The following is a 24,992-nucleotide window of genomic DNA, read 5'->3' as shown; positions in this document are numbered from 1 at the left end:
GTGTACATTCCAAACGTTATTTTATCATATTGATCCTAAAAAAGGCATCAAACATTTAAGGGAAAACAAGATTTTAAACACAAAAAAAGGGCATTCCCGCAATTAATTTCCCGGGAAATGCCCGTAACCTTGTGCTTATTTTCAAATGCTATAGTTCGGTGCTTCCTTCGTGATTTGCACATCATGAGGATGATTTTCTTTCAATGATGCGTTGGTAATTTGTACGAATTGGCCATCGTTACGCAACTGTTCCAAGTTGGCAGCACCGCAATAACCCATGCCTGAACGGATACCGCCCGTTAGTTGGTAGAGCGTATCCGCGAGCGGCCCTTTGTAAGGGGTTCGTCCTTCGATGCCTTCCGGTACAAACTTCTGATTGTCTTCTTGAAAGTATCGGTCCTTGCTCCCTTTTTCCATCGCGCTCATAGAACCCATACCCCGATAAACTTTAAACTGGCGTCCTTGATAAATTTCCGTTTCACCGGGGCTTTCCGAAACCCCTGCCAGCATGCTTCCGAGCATCACTGCATTTGCACCGGCCGCCAAGGCTTTTACAATATCTCCGGAGTATTTGATTCCGCCGTCGGCAATAATCGGTACCCCGTGCTTTTGGGCCTCCGCGGCACATTCGTAGACAGCTGTGATCTGCGGGACACCGATACCTGTGACCACTCGGGTTGTACAAATGGAGCCTGGGCCGATCCCTACTTTTACAACATCAGCTCCTGCTTGGATTAAATCCCTCGTTCCGGCACCTGTAGCCACGTTTCCGACAATTAACGTCACTTCCGGATAGGCCTCGCGAATCTGCGCCACTTGATCGAGTACCCCGCGTGAATGTCCATGCGCTGTATCTATGACGATGGCATCCACACCTGCTTCTACGAGTGCTTTCATTCTGACCTGCGTATCATGGGCAACACCGACAGCAGCTGCCACAAGCAATCGTCCCTGTTCATCTTTGGCAGATCTTGGATATTCGATCGCCTTTTCAATATCCTTAATCGTAATGAGCCCTTTTAATTCCATGTCGTTATCGACGAGCGGCAATTTCTCGATTTTATATTGTTGCAAGATTTTTTCCGCTTCTGCCAACGTTGTACCGACAGGAGCGGTAACGAGATTGGTTTTAGTCATGACATCATCGATTTGAATCGCGTAATCATCAATAAAACGCAGATCGCGATTGGTGAGAATCCCGACAAGCTTTTGTTCCTCATCTACGATTGGAACGCCTGAAATGCGGAACTTTCCCATCAAGTGCTCGGCATCATACACTTGCCGATCCGGCGTTAAAAAAAAGGGATTGGTGATTACACCGCTCTCAGAACGTTTCACCATGTCAACCATTTCTGCCTGCTCTTCCACAGACATATTTTTGTGAATGACACCGAGGCCACCTTCACGAGCCATTGCAATCGCCATTTCCGCTTCCGTTACCGTATCCATGCTGGCACTTAAGATTGGCATATTAAGCGGGAGTTTCGCCGTCAATTTGGAGTGAATGTCTACGTCCCGGGGGTGTATTTCTGAGCGATCCGGAAGCAACAATACGTCATCAAAGGTTAACCCTTGTTTTCCAAACTTATCCTCTCTCATTTTTTCATCCCTTCTTTTTATAATCATGCGTAAAAAGGCGTACAATCGGAAAAGTTATTCGTAAGTCTCCTAGGGTGTGTTATTCCTTCTATTTTATCACGCTTGTCTATTTTTATCGTCCCTCTTCAAGAAGTTCTAAATTTCTAATAAGTGTGTTCACCGGAGGAATGTATTTTGCATACATTTTCTGATTTTCAGCCATATACCGTAACAGAAACGTTAACCAAAAAGCTGAATGATCGTTATCAAACCCTCTTCGACCAGGAAAAACTCGCGAAAAAATACGCGTATGCAAACACATTGCCGTTTATCCATCGCTGGCAACAAGGGCGTTCATTGTTGGAAGAATCCTGCCGCATGCCCTTTCATTCCCGGCCGTTGCTTTTATTTTATGGCTTTAGCCATTTGATAAAAGCGCTGATTTTACTCTATGATCCCACCTATCCTTCCACCACAAGTGTACTCGCCCACGGCGTATCTACCCGAAAAAGAAAACGGAAAGATTATCGTTTTATCGATGACGAGGTTAAAATTCAGAAGCACGGGTTATTTCCTCATCTGCTGCAGCACATGTGCCAGGAGGAGGCGGTCCATCAGGATCGGTTTCAAATGGCAACGCTTTTTTTACAAATTCCTTTGCTGCAAGATTCGGTCCGTGCCGATGCCCGCTTCAAAACGAAAAGAAAAGAAGCAACGTTGCCGGGCTTATTGATTCACTATTTACTGTTATATAATCTCAGCATGATTAACCGTTATGAAACGGAGTGGTGGGGAGAGCTAATTTCCCAACGTTCATCGGCCGATCTTCCGTTGCTTGAAACGTACGTCGAACAATGCCCCGCGATTTGTGAAGCGATGATCGTGGAAAAGGCACTTGGTGCACTTATGGGGAGATGAAGGGTTTTAATTTAGACGACGATACGAGTGTAGAACGGGCTGAAACTCTGTATTTAGGCGCCAAATATAAGAGATGTGCCGGATATTTGTCTTCAGACGATGGTTGTGACGCAAAGATAAAATGGCTTTGCCAACGATTTGTCTTCACACGGCGTTTGTGACGCCAAATCGTTGAGATATGCATAAGATTTGGTGCCATGAAGCCCGATAGGCGAAAAATCTTCGGTTTACGGTCGCCAAGACTGGTTCATAGTGACCGAAACAAGCAACGAACCCGGATTTCAGGCGCCATAACAGCTTTATGACGACCGAAATCACGCCGAAACCATATTGGAGGCACCATAGAGGGATCATGGTTCCCGTAAATCGGAAAGAGGCCATTGTACGGTCGCCATGGGCTCTTCATGGCGACCGAAACGCGTGCCGAACCCGCATTTGGGGCACCTTAAACGCTTCATGGTGCCCGGGAAGGCCAGTTTCGATCAATTTCGGGCACCATGCGCTTGGTACTTGGACAATTCGCATGTATTCATACCTTCTATTAAAAAAAAACGGCCCGCATCACCGTCTGGATGTCGGGGCCGTTTTGGCTTTATTCATCGTCTCCATCTGTTTGTGGAGAGCTTTCTTCTCCCTTTTCTTCTTCTTCCTCTTCTTCTTCCTCTTCTTCTTGAATTTCTTCTTCCATTTCTTCGACTTCAACGGGGGCTACGGTTGAAACTTCTTCATTTTCATCGACTCGAATGAGCATGACGCCTTGGGCATATCGACCGAGTTCAGAGATCTCGTTAACATGGATACGGATGATAATGCCTTTTTCCGTCATCACCATTAAATCATAATCGTCGGAAAGAACCCTAAGTGCGATCACATGCCCGGTTCGTTCGGTAAGTGTGCATGCCTTTAGGCCTTTGCCGCCACGATTTTGAACTTTGAATTCGTCTTCTTTTGTCCTTTTTCCGAAGCCTTTATTGGTCACGAGTAGCACATCTTCTTCTGGCCGGATCATATCCATGCCAATGACCTCGTCGTCTAGGTCAAGGGAAATCCCTTTAACACCGGTAGCTGTCCGGCCCATGAGCCTTACATCTTCTTCATTAAACCGAATGGCGATGCCGTTTTTCGTACCGAGAATGATATCACTGGCACCGTCCGTAAGGCGTACCCCGTGCAATTCATCATCTTCCCGGATGTTTACGGCAAAGAGGCCGCCTCTTCGGATATTAGCATATGCGGATAATGGGGTTCGTTTGGCAATGCCTTTTTTCGTGATAAACAGCAGATAATCATCATCCCGGTATTTTTCAATCGGAATCACCGTACTGATTTCCTCACCCTTTTCGATTTGTAAGAGGTTGATCACCGGAATCCCTTTTGCCGTACGTTTTAACTCGGGCACTTCATATGCTTTGAGGCGATAAACTTTTCCTTTGTTGGAAAAGAAAAGGATGGTGTGATGAGAGTTGGTCGTAAACAAATGTTCGACAAAATCTCCATCATTTGTGCCCATTCCCTGAATGCCCCGACCACCACGGCGCTGGCTCCGATACGTCGTAAGCGGCAAACGTTTAATGTACCCTTCATGGGTAATGCTGATCACGACATTTTCCTGCGGGATTAAATCTTCGTCTTCCAAGACATTTTCGCTAGCGTGAATAGCTGTACGTCGTTCATCATTGTACCGTTTTTTAATGTCACTCAGTTCATCGCGAATAATATTGAGAACTTTCTCGTTATCGGCCAGAATCGCTTTTAGTTCCGCAATGCGTTCAATCAACGCTTCATATTCATTTTCGATCTTATCCCGTTCAAGACCGGTGAGGCGTTGCAAACGCATATCAAGGATCGCTTGCGCTTGTTCATGGCTTAGGTCATAGTTCTCGATCAGGCCCTGACGGGCAATGTCTGTCGTTTCAGACGAGCGGATCAATTCGATAATCGCATCGATGTGATCGAGGGCAATTCTTAAGCCTTCCAAAATGTGAGCGCGAGCTTCTGCCTTGTTCAAATCAAATTGGGTGCGCCTGCGAATCACTTCGACCTGATGGTCAAGATAAAGGCTTAGCGATTGTTTGAGATTGAGTACTTCCGGCTGCCCATTTACAAGTGCCAACAGATTGACGCCAAACGTCGTTTGCAGAGCCGTCCATTTATACAAGTTGTTTAAAATAACGTTGGCATTGGCGTCTTTACGAATTTCAATTACAATACGCATCCCTTTTCGAGATGTTTCATCGCGTAAATCCGTAATGCCATCGATTTTTTTCTCTCGTACGAGCTCGGCAATTTTTTCTACAAGCCGTGCTTTGTTGACTTGAAAGGGTAACTCCGTAACGATAATTTCTTCTTTGCCGCTTCGTTGCTCGTTGATATGCGCATTGGCCCGTATGGTAATGGATCCCCGACCTGTGTGGTATGCTTTTCGGATCCCGCTTCGGCCCATGATCAAACCTGCCGTTGGAAAATCAGGACCCGGGATATGCTCCATCAATTCGTCAATACTCAACTCGGGGTTTCGGCTCAATGCCAATACACCGTCTATGACTTCTCCCAATTGGTGCGGGGGGATGTTTGTCGCCATCCCAACCGCGATCCCGGCTGCTCCGTTCACGAGCAAATTCGGGAAACGCGCCGGTAAAACGACAGGTTCTTTTTCGGCACCATCATAATTGTCTTGGTAGTCCACCGTGTCTTTGCGAATATCCCGAACGAGTTCGTTAGAGATTTTGGACATACGCGCTTCCGTATACCGCATGGCTGCTGCAGAGTCCCCATCGACGGATCCAAAGTTTCCATGTCCATCAACGAGCATGTACCGGTAACTGAAATCTTGTGCCATTCGCACCATTGTTTCATAGACAGCGCTATCGCCATGGGGATGGTATTTACCGATCACATCCCCGACGATGCGCGCTGACTTTTTATGGGCTTTGTCCGGGGTCATCCCAAGTTCGTTCATCGCATGAAGGATGCGTCGATGCACAGGTTTCATGCCGTCGCGCACATCGGGAAGGGCACGACTGACAATAACGCTCATGGCATAATCCAGGAACGACGTCTGCATTTCTTGACTAATATTTATTTCATGGACATTAGATTCGTGGTCTGCCATTCCTTATCCTCCCATTTTCAAGGTTTGAAAAGGGCGTCTTTTCAAACCTCGGGTATTAAACATCGAGATTCTGCACGTATTCCGCATTGTCCTCGATAAATTCCCTGCGCGGTTCAACTCTATCCCCCATTAGCGTATCGAAAACACTGTCAGCCATCATTGCGTCTTCTAAAGTAACCTGCAGAAGCCTACGTCCTTCCGGGTTCATGGTTGTTTCCCATAATTGATCGGCGTTCATCTCGCCCAAACCTTTATACCGTTGAATCTCCGGCACGGGCGTATCCGGCCATTCATCCAAAAGCGGCTGTAAATCTGCTTCTTCTTGGATATAGCGAACTTTCTTGTTTTGTTTTACCTGGTATAGCGGCGGCTGGGCAATATATACATACCCCTTTTCAATCAACGGGCGCATAAAACGATAGAAAAACGTCAAAATAAGCGTTCGGATATGCGCCCCGTCCACGTCGGCATCTGTCATGATAATGATTTTATGGTAACGCGCTTTCTCGATATTAAATTCGTCGGCGATCCCCGTCCCAAGCGCAGTAATAATGGATCGAATTTCATTATTGTTAAGGATTCTGTCAAGCCGTGCTTTTTCGACGTTTAATATTTTTCCTCGCAAAGGAAGAATAGCCTGAAAATAGCTGTCACGACCTGCTTTCGCTGAACCTCCGGCTGAATCTCCCTCCACGATATACATCTCACTGATCGTTGCGTCTCGCGTTGAACAATCCGCCAATTTGCCGGGCAAAGAGCCGACTTCGAGGGCGCTTTTACGGCGGGTGAATTCACGGGCTTTCTTTGCCGCTTCTCGCGCTCTCGATGCGGTAATTCCTTTTTCCACCACTTTTCGGGCAGTATCCGGGTTCTCAGCAAGAAAACGGGCAAAATGATCGCTGAATTGTTGATCGGTGGCCGTTCTGACACTGCTGTTTCCAAGTTTGGTTTTCGTTTGTCCTTCAAACTGCGGATCCTGGATTTTTACCGAGATGATCGCGGTTAAACCTTCTCGCACATCTTCCCCGACAAGGTTCGGATCATTGTCTTTAAACAATTGATGCTGGCGGGCATAATGATTAATCACGCGTGTTAATCCGGTTTTAAATCCCGACTCATGCGTCCCGCCTTCATGCGTATTAATATTATTGGCAAATGAATAGAGATTGCTCGTAAAACTATTATTATATTGAACTGCAATTTCTACTTGAATGCCTGATTGTTCACTTTCGATATGAATTGGCGGTTCATGGATTGGTTCCTTTGATTGATTTAAATATTCAACAAAGGAGCGAATACCACCTTCATAGTAGTATTCATTCGTTTGCTGCTCTTCTTCGCGCTTGTCTGTAAAGAAGATGCGCAGCCCTTTATTCAAAAATGCCAGCTCTCTTAAACGAGTCATTAACGTTTCAGCTTCATATTCTCTCGTTTCTGTAAAAATCGTTTGATCGGGGGTGAAACGTATCCGTGTACCTGTTTTGTCCGTGTCTCCCGTAACCGAAAGTTCTTGCTGCGGTATCCCTTGCCTATAATCTTGATAGTAAACGTTTCCATCACGATGGATTTCAACTTCCATATGTTCGGAAAGCGCATTAACGACGGAGGAACCCACGCCATGCAGGCCACCGGAGACTTTATATCCGCCGCCGCCAAATTTTCCTCCGGCATGAAGAACCGTCATGATGACTTCCAACGTCGGTCTTCCTTCTTTTTCGTGCATACCGACGGGAATGCCGCGACCGTTATCGGTTACCGTGATACTGTTGTCTTTTTCAATCTCGATATGAATCTCATCACAGAATCCTGCCATCGCTTCATCAATGCTGTTATCTACGATTTCCCAAACGAGATGATGGAGTCCCCGTGCGTTTGTGGAACCGATATACATTCCCGGGCGCTTCCGAACTGCTTCCAAGCCCTTGAGTACCTGTATTTGACTTTCATCATACGAATGTTGTTCCATGGGCAATCTTCACCTACGTTTCTAATTAGAGGTTCATACAAAACTGGATTCGGGGCACTTCAGCCATATTTGCGGACTTATCGTCCTTCATCGTTCCCGTCTACAAACATACTTTGGGAACGTCGTTTCAAGGTCGTGGAGGATATGGGTGAATGATATAATTTCTCGGAGGTGACGACGAGTGATTTCGTCGCGTCGTTATCCTCCACTATTTTTACGATCTCATTCTCATTCAAAGACGCAAGATATTGCTGGGTAATCGTCGACGCTTCCTGGACGTCATAGTTTAAAATGGCGACGATATCTTTGGAGCGGATGACTGTGTATCCACCAATGTGGACAAACAAAAAGACACCTCATTTCTCTAAAAATCTATGAATCAACCATCTTCCAGATTGGAAGCGAAAAAGAGGTGAAAAATACCTCTCGTTGTTTCGCTTCAGACATGTGGGTGTTTATTCACTGGGAGAAATATTGCCATTGTTGACATGAAAGGTTTTTGCTTGTTGAAGTACCTCATGTTTAATTCCGCTAATGTTTGTCGTTGTAATAAATGTTTGCACTTTCCCCTGAATGCTATTTAATAAATGGGACTGTCGAAAATCATCCAGTTCCGAAAGGACATCATCCAATAACAAAACCGGGGGATCGGCAGTCTCTTTTTCGATTAACTCAATTTCCGCCAATTTCAATGACAGAGCAGCGGTTCGCTGTTGCCCTTGGGAACCATAGGTTTGGATGTCCCGATCATTTACATAGATGGCAAGGTCTTCCCGATGAGGGCCAATGAGCGTTAAGCCTCTGCGCATTTCTTGTTCTTTTTTTTCCTGAAAAGCGTTTGCATAGATATTCTCTATTGTCGACAAGTCTAGCTCTAATGATACATCGGCACTGGGAACATACGCGATTTGCAGTTCTTCCAGTTGTCGGCTAATAGACCGATGCGTGGGACCAGCCCATTTTTGTAATTGGTTAATAAAGGATAATCGGCGTTGGACGACTTGAGCGGCGGTTTTTACGAGTTGTTCGGTCAAAACTTCGTGCATGACCGTCGCCTCGTTCGTACGGTTTTGCGCATATTCTTTTAATAGCTGATTTCGTTGCTTTAATATCCGATGATACTGGGACAGATGATAAAGATATACATTGCTGATTTGCCCAATCTCCATATCAATAAAGCGTCTGCGTTGTTTTGGCCCGCCTTTGACGAGATTTAAATCTTCAGGGGCAAACATAACAATGTTCAGCGCGCCGATGAATTCACTCACGCGTTGTTGTTCCAATCCATTTAATTTGGCGCGCTTGCCACGGGTTGAAAGCTGTATATCAAGGGATAATGAGTGTATTCTTTTGTTGATCTCCCCGTGGATACGTGCGTAATCTTTTCCCCACGTAACCAGCTCCCGATCACGATTAGTGCGATGGGATTTCGCAAAACCCAACACATATAACGCTTCCATAAGGTTGGTTTTTCCTTGTGCATTTTCCCCTATAAACAGGTTGACGGTGTTCTCAAAAGCGAGTGTTGTTGCTTCAAGATTTCGATAACCGCTGATCGAGAGATCGCGTACGTACAACTTCATCGCTCCTTTTTGTTGAGAAATTAAGCTCTTTCAACGATGAAAGTTCCCGTATCTTCAACCTCGACGCGATCCCCCGGGTATACCTTTCGCCCGCGCCGTTCCTCGTGTTCATCGTTCACGAAAATGTTGTATTCAGCCAAAATAATTTTAACCATTCCACCTGTATCCGCAACAGCCGCTTCTTTTAATAGTTGACCTAAGGTGATGTAAGGGGTTGTGATTCGGATTTTATCTTGCATCTTGTTCTCACCATCCGAGGTTTATCTATAAACGAGCATGTGATTCCATCTTCTATTTTACTAAAAAAAACGAGAGAAAGCCAGTGATCATTAAGGAAGAGGGGACTCCGAATGGAGGGAACCCCCCTTTGTTTTTGGCAGGTAAGAAAGTATAAAACTTTTTCCTTCATAAGTGCAACTAAGGCTTTCGCCATTAAAGCTTGGCGATAAGCCTAGTTTTCTAACACTAAGATGTACGAACCGGAGAGAATAAGTGAATCATTTGGTGATGATCGAGGGGACGAATCACAAAAGGGCTCATTGTGCCGGTGAACATGAGGGAGATCCTTTCACTATCAAGCGTTTTTAAAGCGTCTAAAATATTTTTTCCGTTAAAAGCAATTTGTAGTTCTGCGCCGTTTATTTCATCGGCTTCGATGGATTCTTTTACTTTTCCTACTTCTGAGGAGATCGACATAATTTCTATTTCCGTTGTCCCGACGCTTTTAACGTGAACGACATTGTTTTTTGCTTCTCTTGAAAGAAGCATGGCTCGTTCCAACGATTGGCTCAAGGCTTTCGTGGACAATGTGACGGTTGTTTTCCCTTCCGATGGAATCATGTTTGATGTGAGAGGAAATTTTCCATCCAGTAATCGGGAAAAGAACAGTAAATGTTTCATTTTAAAGAGCACTTGTGTCCTCGTGACAATGATGGTGATCATGTCTTCACTATCTCCGAGGATCCTGCTGAGTTCGGTGAGGCTTTTCCCCGGTATAATTACATTATTGATTTCCAGCGTTTCATCGGTTTCAACCCCGACCGTTCTCATCGCGAGTCGGTGGCTATCGGTTGCTGTTGCAGTTAGTGCTTGATCCTTGATAGAGAAATTGACGCCGGTAAGAACTGGGCGTGTTTCTTGCGTTGATACAGAAAAAACGGTTTGGCGAATGAGATCTTTTAATAAATGATGCGGAAGGGTAAATACTTGATCTTCCTCTAGTTGTGGCAGTTTCGGATAATTGTCCGGATCAAAACCATTCAAATTAAAAATTACATTGTCTGAGGAAATCGTTGCAGCCATATTCCCCTCTTTTTTTAACGTTAATGTTTCTCCTGGCATTTTCCGTACAATTTCGGAAAAATATTTTGCTTGTAAGACGATTTCCCCTTCTTCATGAACGGTCATATACGTTTGTTCTTCATCACTGCTTGGTATAAATGTTTCGATGGATACATCTGAATCACTGCCGATTAATGTAATCCCATCCGTTTGTACTTGAATTTTAATCCCGGTCAATATAGGAATGGTTGTTCTTGAAGATACCGCTTTGTTCGCGTGTTGTACACCGGTGATAAATGTATGGGTATCAATTGTAATATGCATATTTCCCTCTCCTATCGTAAGCAAACAGAGGTCTTTGAAACGCTTTTATTATTTATTATTAAAAATGCAGTAGTAGTCGTAGAGGTTGTGCACGTTGTGAATAAAACAAGTTTCCTTTGTGCCCGTGTGCTTATTCCTTGTGTATGAACATGTGGATAATCCCCTCGTTTATTAAGGGTTTTCCACATGTTAATGATTTACTTTATTTGTGATCTCATCGAGTTGATGCTGTAGCTGTTGATCGGTTGCTAATAATTTGCTGATTTTATCATGGGCGTGAATAACAGTAGTATGGTCTCTTCCTCCAAATTTTTCGCCTATCTTTGGCAAGGAGGACTCTGTCATTTCCCTTGATAAGTACATAGCCACCTGTCTGGCATGGGCGATCGCTTTCGTTCTTTTTTTTGCTGTAATTTCTTCCAATTTGACTTGATAATAGGCGGCCACATGCGCTTGAATATCTTCAATGCCGATGACTTTCGGTTTTGAACTGGGGATAATATCTTTTAATGCTTCAGCGGCGAGATCCGCATTCATGTCTTCGTTAATCAGGGAGGAATAGGCAACGACTCGAATAAGCGCCCCTTCCAATTCACGGATGTTTGTGTCGATTTGGTTGGCGATATAAAGCATGACTTCATTTGGAATATCGAGCATTTCCGCTTTGGCTTTTTTGCGTAGAATCGCGATTCTTGTTTCAAGATCGGGCGGGGTAATATCTGTGATAAGTCCCCATTCAAAACGAGAGCGCAAACGGTCTTCAAGTGTTGGAATCTCTTTTGGCGGCCGGTCGCTTGAGATTACGATTTGTTTAGCATCTTCGTGCAGCGTGTTAAATGTATGAAAAAACTCCTCTTGTGTTTGTTCTTTCCCTGCTAAAAATTGAATATCATCGATCAACAAAATATCTACGTTCCGATATTTGTTGCGAAAATCTTCCCCTCGGTTATCCCGAATTGCATTGATAAATTCATTCGTGAATTTTTCCGATGATAAATAGACAACGCGTGATTCTGGGCTGTGTTCCATTACATAATGGCCGATGGCATGCATCAAATGCGTTTTGCCAAGTCCGACTCCTCCATAAATGAAGAGAGGGTTATACGCCCTGGCAGGGGCTTCAGATACGGCTAATGAGGCCGCGTGTGCAAATCGATTGCCGGAACCAATGACAAACGTATTAAACGTGTATTTCCCATTCAACATATTACGGGGCATGTTTTCATGGTCATTCGGTCTCCTGGGTGATTGTGTCGTTTCCTCTTTTTTTGCCGTTTGATCCGGCGTTTCCGTAGCTTGATTATCTTCATTGTATTCGTCTGTGTGAAGGACAAATTTTACTGTATAAAGATTGCCAGTGATGTCCTGCAGCGTATTGGCGAGAATTTCAGCATATCGATCTTCCAACCAGTCTTTCGCGAATTCATTCGGGGCAGCCACGAGGAATGTATCATTTTCCAGTTTTATAGGTTCCGTTGACTTTAACCATGTTTCATAGCTTGGTTTACTGACTTTGTTCTTAATCGAATTTAACGTTTTTGCCCAGAGTTCAGCTAATTCTTTCAATGTAGGAAGATCCCTCCTTTTTAAATTAGGGATAGAGTAAGAAAGGCTTCCTACTTAAGATTTGAAGAGAAGGAAGCCAATCGTGTTGTCATTTCGAAATGTACACAAGCGTGAGCCGGTTGTTTGTCCTATAATCGACAACTTATGCGCATGACTCACAAGATGTGAGATGAATTTATACAGAACGTGTGTAAAGTATCCACATAATTATCCACAGGCTGTGAATAAAATCGTTTCGTGGACAACTTTCCCTGCAAACATGTTAATCATACCAAAAAAATAAAGGGTATCAACGGGAACTGGCGTAGTTTTTCACATCTTAATAACCATCCACATTTCACGTTATTCACAACGGTGAACATGTGGAAAGCTTGTACATAAGAATGTCGAAAACTCGAAAAAGCTGTCGAAAACTATTCACAACCTATCCGGTTTCCGAGGTACTCTTGACATTTACATCTTACGCTCTGTATACTTTTTTAGAATGCCTAACTAGGGTGATGAAAAGGGAGGTGGCTTACGATGGCCAAAATGACATTCCAACCGAATAATCGTAAGCGTAAAAAAGAACACGGATTCCGTGCTCGCATGAGTACGAAAAACGGACGTCAAGTACTCAAGCGTAGACGCAAAAAAGGAAGGAAAAATCTTTCTGCATAAGGCCACTGATATTAAGTGGTCTTTTTTTCGACTTACTGGAATAGGCTGTATGTTTCCCTGTTAACTAGAAGTAGGAAGTGGGAGGTGGGATGACCACGAAGCTTTTCCCTTCTCTGACTTCTTGCCTTTTAGTAGGTTATGTTTAGGCCGCTCGATCGTTAACCTCCATTCTTTAGAAATAAGCAGTACATGTAGGTGGCAAGAGATGAAAAAAGCGTACCGAATCAAAAGCAACGAAGAATTTGCGGATATTTTCAAGGAAGGAAAAACGACCGCGAACCGTCAATTCGTTCTTTATGCCCTCGATAAACCCGGACAGGTTCATTTTCGATATGGAGTGACGGTAGGAAGAAAGGTAGGAAACGCGGTTACACGAAACCGTCTGAAGCGATGGATGCGTGAAATGATCAAAGAGCATCAAAATGCTGTTCAATCGGACAAGGATTATATTATTATTGCAAGGAAGTCCTTATTGTCGATGGAATATCATATGGCGAGCAAAAGTTTCACCCATGTTTTCAAACGGGCAGGGCTATGGCGGGGGCATCCCCGCGAGCCGGCCGATAGAAAAGATAAATAGCGCACGTTGGATATGAGCAAGGAGGATGTGGAAGGTGCGAAAGAAAATAGGACTGGCAGTCATGCTGGTCGCGTTAACAGCGGTCATGGCGGGGTGTATGAATCTTGACGAACCCATTACCGAAAACTCTGACGGTATATGGGATACGATTTTTGTTTTTCCTCTTTCATGGTTGATTACCACCATTGCAGAAGCAACCGGTGAAAACTATGGGCTCGGTATTATTATTGTTACGATCATGATCCGTTTTTTAATCTTGCCTTTAATGATTAAACAAACAAAAAGTACGAAAGCGATGCAGGAATTACAGCCGGAGTTGTTGAAATTAAGAGAGCAGTATAGTGCGAAAGATCAAAAGACCCAGCAGAAATTGCAAGAAGAAACGATGAAGCTTTTCAGTGAAAACAGCGTTAATCCCCTGGCGGGTTGTTTGCCTATATTTATCCAAATGCCGATCTTAATCGCCTTTTTTCACGCAATTATGCGCACGGAGGAAATTTTTAATCATCAATTTCTCTGGTTTCAGCTTGGGGAGCCCGACTTCATTTTGCCGATCATCACGGCGGCAACAACGTTCTTACAACAAAAAATGATGATGGTCAACGCGAATCCCCAGATGCAAATTATGCTATATATGATGCCGATCATGATCGGGATATTTGCCTTCTTTTTCCCGGCAGCACTCGCGTTGTACTGGGTCGTCGGTAACTTCTTTATGGTTGTTCAAACGTATTTCATCACAGGCCCCAAAGCTCAAGATAAAAAAGAAGCAAAACGCACAAATCCGGGAGGAGCGAAATAATCTTGAAAACCATTTCGGTGACAGGAAAAACGGTTGAGGAAGCGTTGGACAATGGGCTTACAGAACTACAAGTCAGTCGTGAGCAAGTTGATTACGTGGAGATCCAGACACCGAAAAAAGGATTCTTGAACCTTTTCAGTAAGCCGGCGATTTTAGAAATCACGGTAAAACCTGACCCTTTAGCGGAAGCTGAATATTTTCTCGCAGATGTTTTACATTCGATGGAAGTTGATTTGAAGATTCAATCGACAAAAACGGAGGAGAAAAATCCACGCTTGGAAATGAGCGGGCCGAATGTTGGTATCGTCATCGGCAAGCGTGGGCAAACCTTGGAATCCTTGCAGTATCTGACGAATTTGGTTGCCAATCGCTATTCCGAACAGTATTTGCGCATTGAACTCGATGCGGAAAATTACCGCGAAAGACGAGAAAAAACGTTAGAACAACTTGCGTATCGTCTGGCGGAGAAAGCAAAGCGCACCGGACGAAGCGTTGTATTGGAACCGATGCAGTCGAAAGAACGCAAAAAAATTCATCAAACGCTGCAACACGATACTGCTGTTGTTACGATATCAGACGGAAATGATCCGCGTCGACATATTGTGATCCAACCAAAAGACGATGCATCCGAAAAGCACCCTCATCCCTGACGAACGGCGATGGGGGTGTTCTCAATGATTGGGGCAAATCAATGGGAGAACGAGAGGCCGAGCGAATGGAAATTGCCTGGAAGCATAGGTACTCCTCGTTGTCCTAGTGCAGAATGGCTAAAATAAGAGCCCCCTTAGTTGGTGCAGCAAAACCTAGATGTTTGTTTGATATTATCCGCCCTATGCAACACAAAGGGCGTGGGGCGGATCATTTAAGCTATATGTACTAGTCCGGAACCCGAAACAACCAATGCATCGGCATGAGAAGGGGCGAAGGGCAACGAATATGCCGAAGAAAGGACGGCATTGGCATGAAAAGGTGGGCAAAGGCCTCCTCGGAAGCCGAAGCACACTTGACTTCGGCATGAAAAAGGAAACGAAGTGCTACAACTATGCCGAGGGAAGGACAGCATCGGCATGAAATAAGAGCATAGGGGTGCTGGGAAGCCGAAGCAGCTCTGTTTCATTAATACACCGAAACACTACTCATGGCTCAATCAACCCCTTTGCACTAGTAGCGTGTTTCAGAAGTTCTTTCCCTTGGTTGATCGTAGAGTGACATGCCACCTTTATGAGGTGCGATAATGCGAATGCCGTCCCCCTCAGAGTGAGAAAAACACCCTTTAGAGGGACGATATCGCAAAAATCGTCCGTCTCAGTAGGGGTTGCAGCCGGTCAAAGGAGCCGATAACGCTTTTGCATCGGTCACCTTGTATGATTGATGAAATCAACGAAAGTGTTTGTCTGATATATGCGTATCATCGGGAGGAATTGTGAGCATGGCGAACAAAGAGAGAAAGAATTTCTGAGACAGACCACTAGGTGGACGCTCTCTCTATCTTGGTGCGTGTCAGCGTTTTATGTTATCCTACAGTGATGTGAATACTGCCGGAAATGAGGGGATGAGATGGAGTTAGATACCATAGCGGCCATTTCCACACCCCCGGGGGAAGGCGCGATCGCGATCATTCGAATAAGCGGGGAGGCATCACTCCCGATCGCCGATCGAATGTACCGCGGGAAGCAAAAACTTCGGGATGTGGATTCCCACACGATTCATTATGGACATTTGGTACAGCCGGCCACGAATGATACGGTGGAAGAAGTGATGGTAACGGTTTTGCGTGCGCCGAAAACGTTCACGAGAGAGGACATTATCGAGATCAATGTCCATGGCGGCGTCGTGTCCGCTGACCGTGTCTTGCAACTCGTGCTGACGGAAGGGGCGCGCCTGGCGGAACCTGGGGAGTTCACCAAGCGGGCTTTTCTTAACGGACGCATCGATTTGTCCCAAGCCGAGGGTGTCATGGACATGATTCGCGCGAAAACGGACCGGGCGATGAATGTGGCCATGAAGCAAGTGGAAGGACGCCTTGCCCGACAAATCAGATCTCTCCGAACCCGTCTGCTCGAGGCTATCGCGCACGTAGAAGTAAATATTGATTACCCGGAATACGATGCGGAATCGGTCACATTGGAACGGCTGGAAACGCAAATTACAGAAGTACAAGCAGAAATTGATCAACTTTTAGCGACTGCCCATCAGGGAAAGATACTACGAGAAGGACTCGCGACCGCGATTATCGGCCGTCCTAATGTCGGGAAATCCTCGCTAATGAATGCCCTCGTTCAGGATAACCGCGCGATCGTCACGGAGATCCCGGGAACGACTCGCGACGTCCTTGAAGAATACGTGAATCTAAAGGGGGTCCCTCTTCGCCTCATCGATACCGCCGGCATACGGGAAACAGAGGATGTTGTAGAAAAAATAGGCGTGGAACGGTCCCGCCAAGCATTGTCCGAGGCGGAGCTCGTTGTACTCGTTTTAAATGCGAATGAAGCGTTGACCGTAGAGGATGAAGCACTTTTTGCCGCAATTGCAGATTTTAATGCCATTGTGGTTTTAAATAAGACGGATCTTAAAAAAGAAATCGACGAATCGCAAGTACACGCACTTATCGGTGACCGTCCCCTCGTCACCACCTCGCTTTTAAAAGAGGAAGGCATCGAGGATTTAGAAGCAGCGATTGCCCATCTCTTTTTTGATGAGGGCGTAGAGGGAGCAGAAATGAATTATGTTTCAAATACACGTCACATCGTATTGCTCAATCAAGCAAAGGCAACGATCAACGAAGCGCTGGAAGCGGCACAGGCGGATATGCCCGTCGATATGGTCCAAATTGATGTGACGAGGGCGTGGGAACACCTTGGGGAGATCGTCGGGGAGACGGCACCGGATCAGTTGATTGATCAGTTGTTTTCCCAATTCTGTTTAGGGAAATAAAGGGAAACTTCCATCAGAAGGGGATTTTCATCCCAAACGCGGGTTCCATAGGAATCGTTTTCCCGGACTTTTTGAACAAACTTACTTTCATGATATAAAGGAGGGCAACCATGCCATATCACAATGGAGATTATGATGTCATTGTCATCGGCGCCGGCCATTCCGGAGTCGAAGCTGGGCTGGCCTCGGCTCGTATGGGGGCGTCCACGCTCATGCTCACGCTCAATCTCGATGGGGTCGCTTTCATGCCTTGTAACCCTTCGGTCGGTGGCCCGGCAAAAGGGATTGTCGTTCGCGAGATTGACGCCCTTGGCGGCGAGATGGCAAAAAATATCGATAAAACGCACATTCAAATGCGAATGTTAAACACGAGAAAAGGACCAGCCGTCCGTGCGCTGCGGGCACAAGCCGATAAATTCCAATATCAGCAGGAAATGAAAAACACCTTGGAAAATGAAGAAAACTTAACGCTTCGCCAAGGCGTGGTCGAGTCCTTGATCATTGAAGAGGGTGTTTGCAAAGGCGTCATCACGAACACAGGCGCCCATTACCGGGCAGAATCGGTAATTGTTACGACTGGCACTTATTTGCGGGGGAAAATCATTCTCGGTGATCTTTCGTACGAGAGTGGGCCGAATAATATGCAACCGTCGGTGAAATTGTCTCACCACTTGCGTGAACTCGGATTCGAAATGGTCCGTTTTAAAACCGGCACACCACCGCGTGTCAACGGCAACTCCATTGATTACTCGCAAACGGAAATTCAAGAAGGCGATGACAGCCTACGGGCCTTTTCTTATGAAACCGTTGATTATATTACCGATCAATTGCCTTGTTGGCTTACGTACACAAATAATGGGACGCACAGCCTCATTAACGAAAACTTGGAGCGTTCGCCCATGTATTCCGGCATGATTGAAGGGACAGGGCCTCGTTATTGTCCATCCATAGAGGACAAAGTCGTTCGTTTTCACGATAAATCCCAGCATCAAATTTTCCTTGAGCCGGAAGGACGCGATACACAAGAAGTGTATGTCCAAGGCCTTTCCACCTCTCTTCCCGAAGATGTGCAATATGAGATGTTAAAAACAGTGAAAGGTTTGGAAAATGCGCGTTTGATGCGTCCCGGCTATGCCATTGAGTATGATTCGATCGTTCCCCATCAACTTTGGCCAACGCTGGAGACGAAGAAAATTCCCGGTCTTTTCACGGCGGGTCAAATCAATGGAACGTCCGGGTATGAAGAAGCTGCCGGCCAAGGGATTATGGCAGGCATCAATGCCGCTCGGCGTGTACAGAATAAGGAGGGGATTATTCTCGATCGCTCTGATGCTTACATTGGTGTTCTGATCGATGATCTTGTAACAAAAGGCACCGATGAGCCTTATCGGTTATTGACGTCGAGAGCGGAATACCGTCTCCTTCTTCGCCACGATAACGCTGACTTGCGCTTGACACAACTGGGCTATGACATCGGGCTCGTTTCCGAAGAGCGTTACCGGCAATTTGAAACGAAAAATGCCGAAATCGCAGCTGAACGTAAGCGGGTGGAGAACACGATCATTAAACCGAATGAGAACGTGCAAAGCCTCCTTGAAAATAAAGATTCAGCGCCTTTAAAAGAAGCAGTATCGGGCGATCAACTGTTAAAACGGCCGGAAATACATTATGCCGATGTAGAAGCGATCATCCCGCCGGAACAGGAGCTGGCTGCCGATGTAAAAGAACAGGTAGAAATTCAGACCAAATACGAAGGCTATATCGCAAAACAGTGGGAGCAAGTCGAGCGCATGAAAAAAATGGAGCAAAAATGGATTCCGGAATGGATCGACTACAGCGGCATTACCGGACTTGCCATGGAAGCAAAGCAAAAATTGGAAGAAGTGCGTCCGATCTCCGTTGGGCAAGCATCCCGAATCTCTGGTGTCAACCCGGCGGACATTTCCATCTTGCTCGTTTATATTGAGCAAGGAAGGCAAATGACGCAAAAAGAGGCTGCGTCATCGTAATAGCTGCCGACGATCAAACCGTCATGTTTCGGGATGCTGAACGAAGCATGACGGTTTCCCTACATATTCTATAATAGCGGTAAGGAAAGGCGGTTGCGTTTGTGAAGGAATGGGAAAAATGGCTCAAAGACATCGATCTTTCTCTTAATGATAGGCAAAAAGAGCAATTCCAACGCTATTATGAAACGCTCATTACGTGGAATGAAAAAATGAATTTAACCGGAATCACGGGCAAAAAAGAAGTCTATGAAAAACATTTTTATGATTCCTTGCTCGCCGCCTGCTGTTACCCGTTTGAGCACGTCCATTCATTGGTTGATATCGGGGGAGGGGCGGGTTTTCCAGGTGTGCCTCTAAAGATTTGTTTTCCCCATATCCAGCTTACGGTCATTGACGCAACGAACAAACGGATTCAATTTCTTGAACATCTCGTGGAGCAATTATCTCTCGAAAATGTGAACTTGGTCCATATGCGGGCCGAAGATGCCGCCAGGGATGAACGCTACCGTGATTCCTATGATTTGGCGATTGCGCGAGCGGTCGCGAAGATGCCGGTATTGGCAGAACTTTGCCTTCCATTTGTTCGAAAAAATGGGGGATGGATGGCATTGAAGGGAAGAGCAGGAGACGAGGAGGTAGAAATGGCAGCACCCGCCATCCGTGCCCTTAATGGGGGGGATGTGGACGAGCATTATTTTGAGCTTCCCACAGAAGCCAGTGATCGCCATATCTACGTGATCGGCAAACAGAACAAGACCCCTCATGCTTATCCCCGAAAACCCGCGACGATCAAGAAAAAACCATTGGGATAAAGAGAAACTTCCCGCAGAGGAGTATAACCCGCCCGCTTAGACGAAGGACGGGTTTCAAGGGTCAGAGGTCGGAAAGCTCTTTTGCAGGCAACAAAGAAAATCACGGGTGCTTATCACCGGGATAAACGATAGCGTGGACAAATCTAACAGTCATGATAAAATAAATAAAAGAGTACCTGATCATGAGGGGGGAGATGGTGAAACATTCCATTCAACGTTTTTTCGGTTTAGGTGAGGAGGTCAAAAGCGAAGGTTCAGACAAGAATCAGGAAGTGGTTGACGACAGCCGCAATGAGGAAGTTCGCTTATTAGCCGTAACTGAGATTGCACCGAATCCGTTCCAACCCCGTACTATTTTTTCAGAAGAGGCGATCGATGATTTGGCCCAGACGATCCAAACCCACGGCATGTTGCAGCCGATTATCGTCCGGGAACGGGACGGCCATTATGAATTGATTGCCGGGGAACGAAGATGGCGGGCCGCACAAAAATTAGGCTGGCCTGAAGTTCCTTCCATTGTGAAAGAATTTAATGATGCACAGACCGCTTCTCTAGCACTCATTGAAAATTTGCAACGGGAAGAATTAACAGTCATTGAAGAAGCAAGGGCATATGAGCAATTAATCCATTGGCATAATCTAACACAAGAAAGCTTGGCACAGCGACTTGGTAAAGGACAGTCCACCATTGCCAATAAGCTAAGGTTGTTGTCCTTGCCGGAAGACGTACAGACCGCGCTCTTAAGCAAAGATATCTCTGAACGCCATGCACGCGCGCTTATTCGGCTGAAAGATGAAGACATGCAGTTGCAGTTGTTAAAAGCGATCATCGAACATTCCCTAAGTGTTAAAGAAGCAGAAGCGTATGCAGAAAAATGGCTCGAAGGAACACAAGCGCCCAAACAAAAAAAACGGGCAAAGAAACAACATTATTCAAAAGACACGCGAATCGCCATGAACACGATACGACAATCGTTGGAGATGGTGGAAAAATCCGGGTTAGGCGTGGAACGCCAGGAAGAAGAACTTGAGGATTATTACCAATTTACGATTCGCATTCCGAAAAAATAATCTATCATTGATTCGATGATAGATTATTTTTTTCTTGAAAACATGCTAAAATAATAATGATAGATTTTTCACACCCGCGGCAAAGGATTTTGATTGAGCAACCGCGCAGGAAAGGTTGTGAACGAATTGGCAAAAGTGATCGCGATCGCGAATCAAAAAGGCGGTGTTGGAAAAACAACCAGTGCCGTCAATTTAAGCGCAAGTTTATCATACATTGGACACAAGGTTTTGCTCGTTGATATCGATCCGCAAGGCAACGCAACAAGTGGAGCGGGTATTGAAAAGGGGGAAGTGGATGCTTGTATTTATAATTTGCTCGCAGAGGATGTAGACGCCAAAGATATTATATCTCCATCGCCGGTGGAAAACCTGTCTGTACTTCCGGCAACCATACAGTTATCCGGAGCGGAAATTGAGCTCGTATCGACTATTTCCCGGGAAATACGTTTAAAAAAAGGGTTAAGCACCGTTCAAAACGATTATGACTACATCATTATTGATTGCCCTCCATCCCTCGGTCTATTAACCATCAATGCACTTACAGCTGCAGAGTCGATTTTGATCCCGGTGCAATGTGAATATTATGCCTTGGAAGGATTAAGCCAGTTATTGAATACGATCCGTCTTGTCCAAAAGCATCTAAATACGAACCTTCAAATCGAAGGCGTGCTATTAACGATGTTGGATGCACGTACCAATTTGGGAGTGCAAGTCATTGAAGAGGTAAAAAAATATTTCAGGGAAAAAGTTTTCGGAACCATTGTGCCGAGAAACGTCCGGTTAGGGGAAGCGCCTAGCCACGGCATGCCCATTGTTCTATACGCGCCAAAGTCCCGCGGGGCAGATGTATACTTAGAACTTGCGAAGGAAGTGGTTGCAGGTGCCTAAAGGATTAGGAAGAGGTTTAAATGCGCTGTTTCCCGGTGAGTTGGATACGAGTGAAGATGCTATTCATCATGTTGCCCTTAAAGAATTGCGTGTCAACCCTTATCAGCCGAGGAAGGATTTTAATGCGCAATCGATCGACGATTTAAGTGCGTCGATTAAACGGAACGGGATTTTACAGCCTTTGATTGTCCGTACAAGCATTAAAGGCTATGAAATCGTGGCCGGAGAGCGACGATTTAGGGCAGCACAGAAGTGCGACCTGGAAACCGTCCCCGCGATCGTCAAGGACTTCACCGATGCCCGCATGATGGAAATTGCATTGATTGAGAATTTGCAGCGGGAAAATCTAAATCCGCTGGAGGAATCAAGAGCATACGCGAAGCTCATGGATCATTTTGGGGTTACGCAGGAAGAATTGGCAAAGCAACTTGGAAAAAGCCGTCCTCACATCGCCAATCATTTGCGATTATTACACTTGCCTGAAGCGATTCAAAAAACGATTGGCGAGGGGGAAATATCGATGGGCCATGGACGTGCCTTGCTTGGTATCAAGCATGAGGCAGAAATGCCTAATGCCGTCAAGGCGGTTAAAGACCAAAACCTCAATGTCCGCCAAACGGAAGAGCTGGTCCAACGCCTGAACGAGCGTGGGACCGGAAATAAAACAAAGAAAAAAGAAAGACAACAACCTTCCGCGTTCATTCGTGAGCAAGAAGAAACTTTACAATCGTATTTTGGCACATCCGTGAACATAAAAAAGGGGAAAAAACGGGGGAAAATTGAAATCGAATTTCTATCGGACGATGATTTGACGCGCATACTGGAACTGCTCGGAGAGGATAAGCATTAAGTCGATCAAACGACCCTGCACGCAAGTTTATCTATGGGGCTCGTCGTTCATCGTTCTGTTTTTGGTGAATGCCCGTGGTTTAGACCGTAGGGGATCGTCTATCGTTCTATTTTGACGAATATCCAGGCATTTGGACCGTTAGGAAGGATTTATCGTTCAAATTTTAGTGGTCATACCGAGGATCGATCTGTAGACGAGCAACCATACACGTGAATGAATGTCATAAAACAAGAAAGCGAGGCTACCCAAAGGGAAATCCTCGCTCTTGTTATGTTATTTTCCTTGAAATTCCGGTTTTCGTTTTTGTAAAAAGGCTTGGACGCCTTCTTCGACATCTTTTGTTGCAAAGCAACGCTTAATATATGCGTATTCTTGTTTTAATAACTTGGTAAGGTCGCCGTCTGCGTCTGCAGTAAGTAGGCGTTTGGAAAAGGTCAACGCGATTGGCGGCCCGGCAGCAATGTCACGTGCAAAAGCCAATACGCGCGCATGAAATTCTTCCTCGGCAAACACGTCGTTGACCATACCTGTGCGCTTTGCTTCCTCTGCTTCAATATTATCACCCGTAAAGATCATTTGGACGGCTTGTGCCTGTCCGACTAAACGAGGAAGAAAATAGCTCATACCTGCGTCAGGGCTAAGACCGCGCCGAATATAGCCGGTTGTAACCCGTGCATTTCCCGACATCAACCGTAGATCACATGCGAGCGCGAGGGATAGCCCTGCGCCGGCGGCTGTGCCATTTATAGCGGCAATCACCGGCTTGTCACAATGAACGATGCCGAGCGCTTGCCTTCCGACCCATCCTAATTCATCTAACTGCTCGTGTCGGGTACCAAATGTATTCGGCATCTCTGATAGATCAAGGCCGGAACAAAACGCGCGGCCTTCTCCGGTGATTACGATGACACGCACGTCATCATCGGTCGAAGCCTCAGCGATGGCTTGTTCGATCTTAGAACTGAGCTCATCATTGATCGCGTTCATCCGCTCGGGGCGGTTCAATTTTATCGTGCGTATGCCTTCTTCGGTATTAATGATTAAAGGTTCCATCATTTTGCCCTCCTAATATTACGATTGCAATCGGTCTCTTTACCGATTCTATTCAATTTACTCCTCTGGTTTTCTGACCTCCGGTTTCACATATATCGGCTGTTGGCGATCCATTGGCCGCCATCTACCGTCATGCAGTCCCCGTTCACATACCGGGAGTGACTGGAGACGAGAAATTCAGCGGCATCGGAAACATCTTCCAATTTACCAACGTCTCCGAGCGGGTTCATACGCTTGATTTGTTTGACCTGTGATTCTGAGGCAAATAGTTTCTCTGCGCCTCCGGTATTTTCAATTGGCCCCGGAGCCATAGCGTTGACCCGTATCCCGTACTTCCCCCATTCGATTGCCAGTGATTTGGTTAAGGCTAAAATCCCACCTTTGGCAGCGGCCGAATGTACCACACCCGCTGAACCGGTCCAGGCATATGTAGCCACCATATTCAACATCGTTCCGCCTTTTTTCTGGTCAATCATTTCTTTTCCAACGAGTTGCGAGCAGTTCCATGTCCCGTTTAAACAAATATCAATGACCGCCTTCCAACCGTTCGCAGATAGGTTCTCAGCTTGAGAAATAAAGTTTCCCGCTGCATTATTGACGAGAATGTCGATGTGTCCGAACGCGTTTTTCGTTTCATCTACGGTACGTTGGACATCATCGCGATCGCGCACGTCCATCTGAACGGTGTGTACGCCGGCGTTTGTTTTGGGTTGAATATCCGCCTTTGCATTTGCCAAACGTTCTTCCTTTCGTCCGGTAATGACTACGTTTGCACCTTTGGAAGCAAAGCGTTCTGCCATCGCCTTCCCCATGCCATTGCTTCCTCCCGTTACAATGGCTGTTTTTCCTTCCAACATTCAGCATCTCTCCTTTTTATAAATATTTAAACAATTCCGCTAAAAAAATGAATATGCATTCATTCTTGTATTATAACATAAACGTTCAGCATTCATAGTACTCCGTTAATATGTAGATTTGAGTCCCTGTGAAAAAGAAAAACTGTTAT

21 protein-coding genes are annotated in these 24,992 nt (G+C 45.6%); 11 read left to right on the top strand and 10 right to left on the bottom strand.

Going from position 1 to position 24,992, the window contains the following annotated elements:
* Nucleotides 1-141: 141 nt before the first annotated feature.
* Nucleotides 142-1,599, bottom strand: a complete 1,458-nt coding sequence (gene guaB, locus DT065_RS11065; RefSeq protein WP_114376267.1) for an IMP dehydrogenase — start codon at nucleotides 1,597-1,599, stop codon at nucleotides 142-144.
* Between the two features lie 174 nt (nucleotides 1,600-1,773).
* Between guaB and DT065_RS11060 the strand changes: the two genes are divergently transcribed.
* Nucleotides 1,774-2,496, top strand: coding sequence for a YaaC family protein (locus DT065_RS11060; protein ID WP_160112515.1), 723 nt, complete (start codon nucleotides 1,774-1,776; stop codon nucleotides 2,494-2,496).
* Nucleotides 2,497-3,088: 592 nt separating this feature from the next.
* On the opposite strand, the gene gyrA is transcribed toward DT065_RS11060, so the two are convergent.
* The 7 genes from gyrA to dnaA form a co-directional block, all read right to left on the bottom strand.
* Complete coding sequence (gene gyrA, locus DT065_RS11055) at nucleotides 3,089-5,608, bottom strand: DNA gyrase subunit A (RefSeq protein ID WP_114373352.1); 2,520 nt, start codon at nucleotides 5,606-5,608, stop codon at nucleotides 3,089-3,091.
* A 55-nt stretch (nucleotides 5,609-5,663) separates the two neighbouring features.
* Nucleotides 5,664-7,574, bottom strand: a complete 1,911-nt coding sequence (gyrB, locus tag DT065_RS11050) for a DNA topoisomerase (ATP-hydrolyzing) subunit B (RefSeq protein ID WP_114373350.1) — start codon at nucleotides 7,572-7,574, stop codon at nucleotides 5,664-5,666.
* Between the two features lie 77 nt (nucleotides 7,575-7,651).
* Nucleotides 7,652-7,921 (bottom strand): extracellular matrix regulator RemB, encoded by a 270-nt coding sequence (remB, locus tag DT065_RS11045; RefSeq protein WP_114373348.1) that lies wholly within the window; start codon nucleotides 7,919-7,921, stop codon nucleotides 7,652-7,654.
* A gap of 108 nt (nucleotides 7,922-8,029) precedes the next feature.
* Complete coding sequence (gene recF / locus DT065_RS11040) at nucleotides 8,030-9,151, bottom strand: DNA replication/repair protein RecF (protein ID WP_114373346.1); 1,122 nt, start codon at nucleotides 9,149-9,151, stop codon at nucleotides 8,030-8,032.
* Nucleotides 9,152-9,177: 26 nt separating this feature from the next.
* Nucleotides 9,178-9,396 carry a S4 domain-containing protein YaaA gene (gene yaaA, locus DT065_RS11035; RefSeq protein ID WP_114373344.1) on the bottom strand — a complete coding sequence of 73 codons (219 nt, stop codon included), beginning with the start codon at nucleotides 9,394-9,396 and terminating at the stop codon, nucleotides 9,178-9,180.
* Between the two features lie 226 nt (nucleotides 9,397-9,622).
* Nucleotides 9,623-10,762 carry a DNA polymerase III subunit beta gene (gene dnaN, locus DT065_RS11030; RefSeq protein ID WP_114373342.1) on the bottom strand — a complete coding sequence of 380 codons (1,140 nt, stop codon included), beginning with the start codon at nucleotides 10,760-10,762 and terminating at the stop codon, nucleotides 9,623-9,625.
* 189 nt (nucleotides 10,763-10,951) lie between these two features.
* Complete coding sequence (dnaA, locus tag DT065_RS11025) at nucleotides 10,952-12,328, bottom strand: chromosomal replication initiator protein DnaA (protein WP_114373341.1); 1,377 nt, start codon at nucleotides 12,326-12,328, stop codon at nucleotides 10,952-10,954.
* A 522-nt stretch (nucleotides 12,329-12,850) separates the two neighbouring features.
* On the opposite strand from dnaA, the gene rpmH reads away from it, so the two are divergent.
* The 10 genes from rpmH (at nucleotide 12,851) to DT065_RS10975 (ending at nucleotide 22,933) form a co-directional block, all read left to right on the top strand.
* Complete coding sequence (rpmH, locus tag DT065_RS11020) at nucleotides 12,851-12,988, top strand: 50S ribosomal protein L34 (RefSeq protein WP_114373339.1); 138 nt, start codon at nucleotides 12,851-12,853, stop codon at nucleotides 12,986-12,988.
* A 205-nt stretch (nucleotides 12,989-13,193) separates the two neighbouring features.
* Complete coding sequence (rnpA, locus tag DT065_RS11015; protein ID WP_114373337.1) at nucleotides 13,194-13,568, top strand: ribonuclease P protein component; 375 nt, start codon at nucleotides 13,194-13,196, stop codon at nucleotides 13,566-13,568.
* 34 nt (nucleotides 13,569-13,602) lie between these two features.
* Nucleotides 13,603-14,370: a YidC family membrane integrase SpoIIIJ gene (spoIIIJ, locus tag DT065_RS11010; protein WP_114373335.1), complete on the top strand. Its 768-nt coding sequence runs from the start codon at nucleotides 13,603-13,605 to the stop codon at nucleotides 14,368-14,370.
* Between the two features lie 2 nt (nucleotides 14,371-14,372).
* Nucleotides 14,373-15,020, top strand: coding sequence for an RNA-binding cell elongation regulator Jag/EloR (gene jag / locus DT065_RS11005; protein WP_114373333.1), 648 nt, complete (start codon nucleotides 14,373-14,375; stop codon nucleotides 15,018-15,020).
* A 907-nt stretch (nucleotides 15,021-15,927) separates the two neighbouring features.
* The gene (gene mnmE / locus DT065_RS11000) at nucleotides 15,928-17,304 is read left to right on the top strand and encodes a tRNA uridine-5-carboxymethylaminomethyl(34) synthesis GTPase MnmE (RefSeq protein WP_114373331.1); all 1,377 of its coding nucleotides are present in this window, start codon (nucleotides 15,928-15,930) and stop codon (nucleotides 17,302-17,304) included.
* 110 nt (nucleotides 17,305-17,414) lie between these two features.
* Nucleotides 17,415-19,313, top strand: a complete 1,899-nt coding sequence (gene mnmG / locus DT065_RS10995) for a tRNA uridine-5-carboxymethylaminomethyl(34) synthesis enzyme MnmG (protein ID WP_114373329.1) — start codon at nucleotides 17,415-17,417, stop codon at nucleotides 19,311-19,313.
* Nucleotides 19,314-19,414: 101 nt separating this feature from the next.
* The gene (rsmG, locus tag DT065_RS10990) at nucleotides 19,415-20,125 is read left to right on the top strand and encodes a 16S rRNA (guanine(527)-N(7))-methyltransferase RsmG (protein ID WP_114373327.1); all 711 of its coding nucleotides are present in this window, start codon (nucleotides 19,415-19,417) and stop codon (nucleotides 20,123-20,125) included.
* Between the two features lie 197 nt (nucleotides 20,126-20,322).
* Nucleotides 20,323-21,195, top strand: a complete 873-nt coding sequence (gene noc / locus DT065_RS10985; RefSeq protein WP_114373326.1) for a nucleoid occlusion protein — start codon at nucleotides 20,323-20,325, stop codon at nucleotides 21,193-21,195.
* Nucleotides 21,196-21,321: 126 nt separating this feature from the next.
* Nucleotides 21,322-22,083, top strand: a complete 762-nt coding sequence (locus DT065_RS10980) for a ParA family protein (protein WP_114376265.1) — start codon at nucleotides 21,322-21,324, stop codon at nucleotides 22,081-22,083.
* The gene (locus DT065_RS10975) at nucleotides 22,076-22,933 is read left to right on the top strand and encodes a ParB/RepB/Spo0J family partition protein (protein ID WP_114373324.1); all 858 of its coding nucleotides are present in this window, start codon (nucleotides 22,076-22,078) and stop codon (nucleotides 22,931-22,933) included. Before DT065_RS10980 ends, DT065_RS10975 begins: the two co-directional genes overlap by 8 nt.
* Nucleotides 22,934-23,206: 273 nt before the next feature.
* Here the strand turns inward: DT065_RS10975 and DT065_RS10970 are convergent, their stop codons facing one another.
* Both DT065_RS10970 and fadH read right to left on the bottom strand, forming a co-directional pair.
* Entirely contained in the window at nucleotides 23,207-23,989 is a 783-nt protein-coding gene (locus tag DT065_RS10970; RefSeq protein ID WP_114373322.1) for an enoyl-CoA hydratase/isomerase family protein, read from the bottom strand.
* Nucleotides 23,990-24,072: 83 nt separating this feature from the next.
* The gene (fadH, locus tag DT065_RS10965) at nucleotides 24,073-24,840 is read right to left on the bottom strand and encodes a 2,4-dienoyl-CoA reductase (RefSeq protein ID WP_114376263.1); all 768 of its coding nucleotides are present in this window, start codon (nucleotides 24,838-24,840) and stop codon (nucleotides 24,073-24,075) included.
* Nucleotides 24,841-24,992 lie beyond the last annotated feature (152 nt).

The sequence above is a fragment of the Salicibibacter kimchii genome, assembly GCF_003336365.1.
GTDB classification, from domain to species: Bacteria; Bacillota; Bacilli; order Bacillales; family Marinococcaceae; genus Salicibibacter; species Salicibibacter kimchii.
Note: the sequence above shows the minus strand (reverse complement) of the source record. Positions and strands in the feature narration are given on the sequence as shown.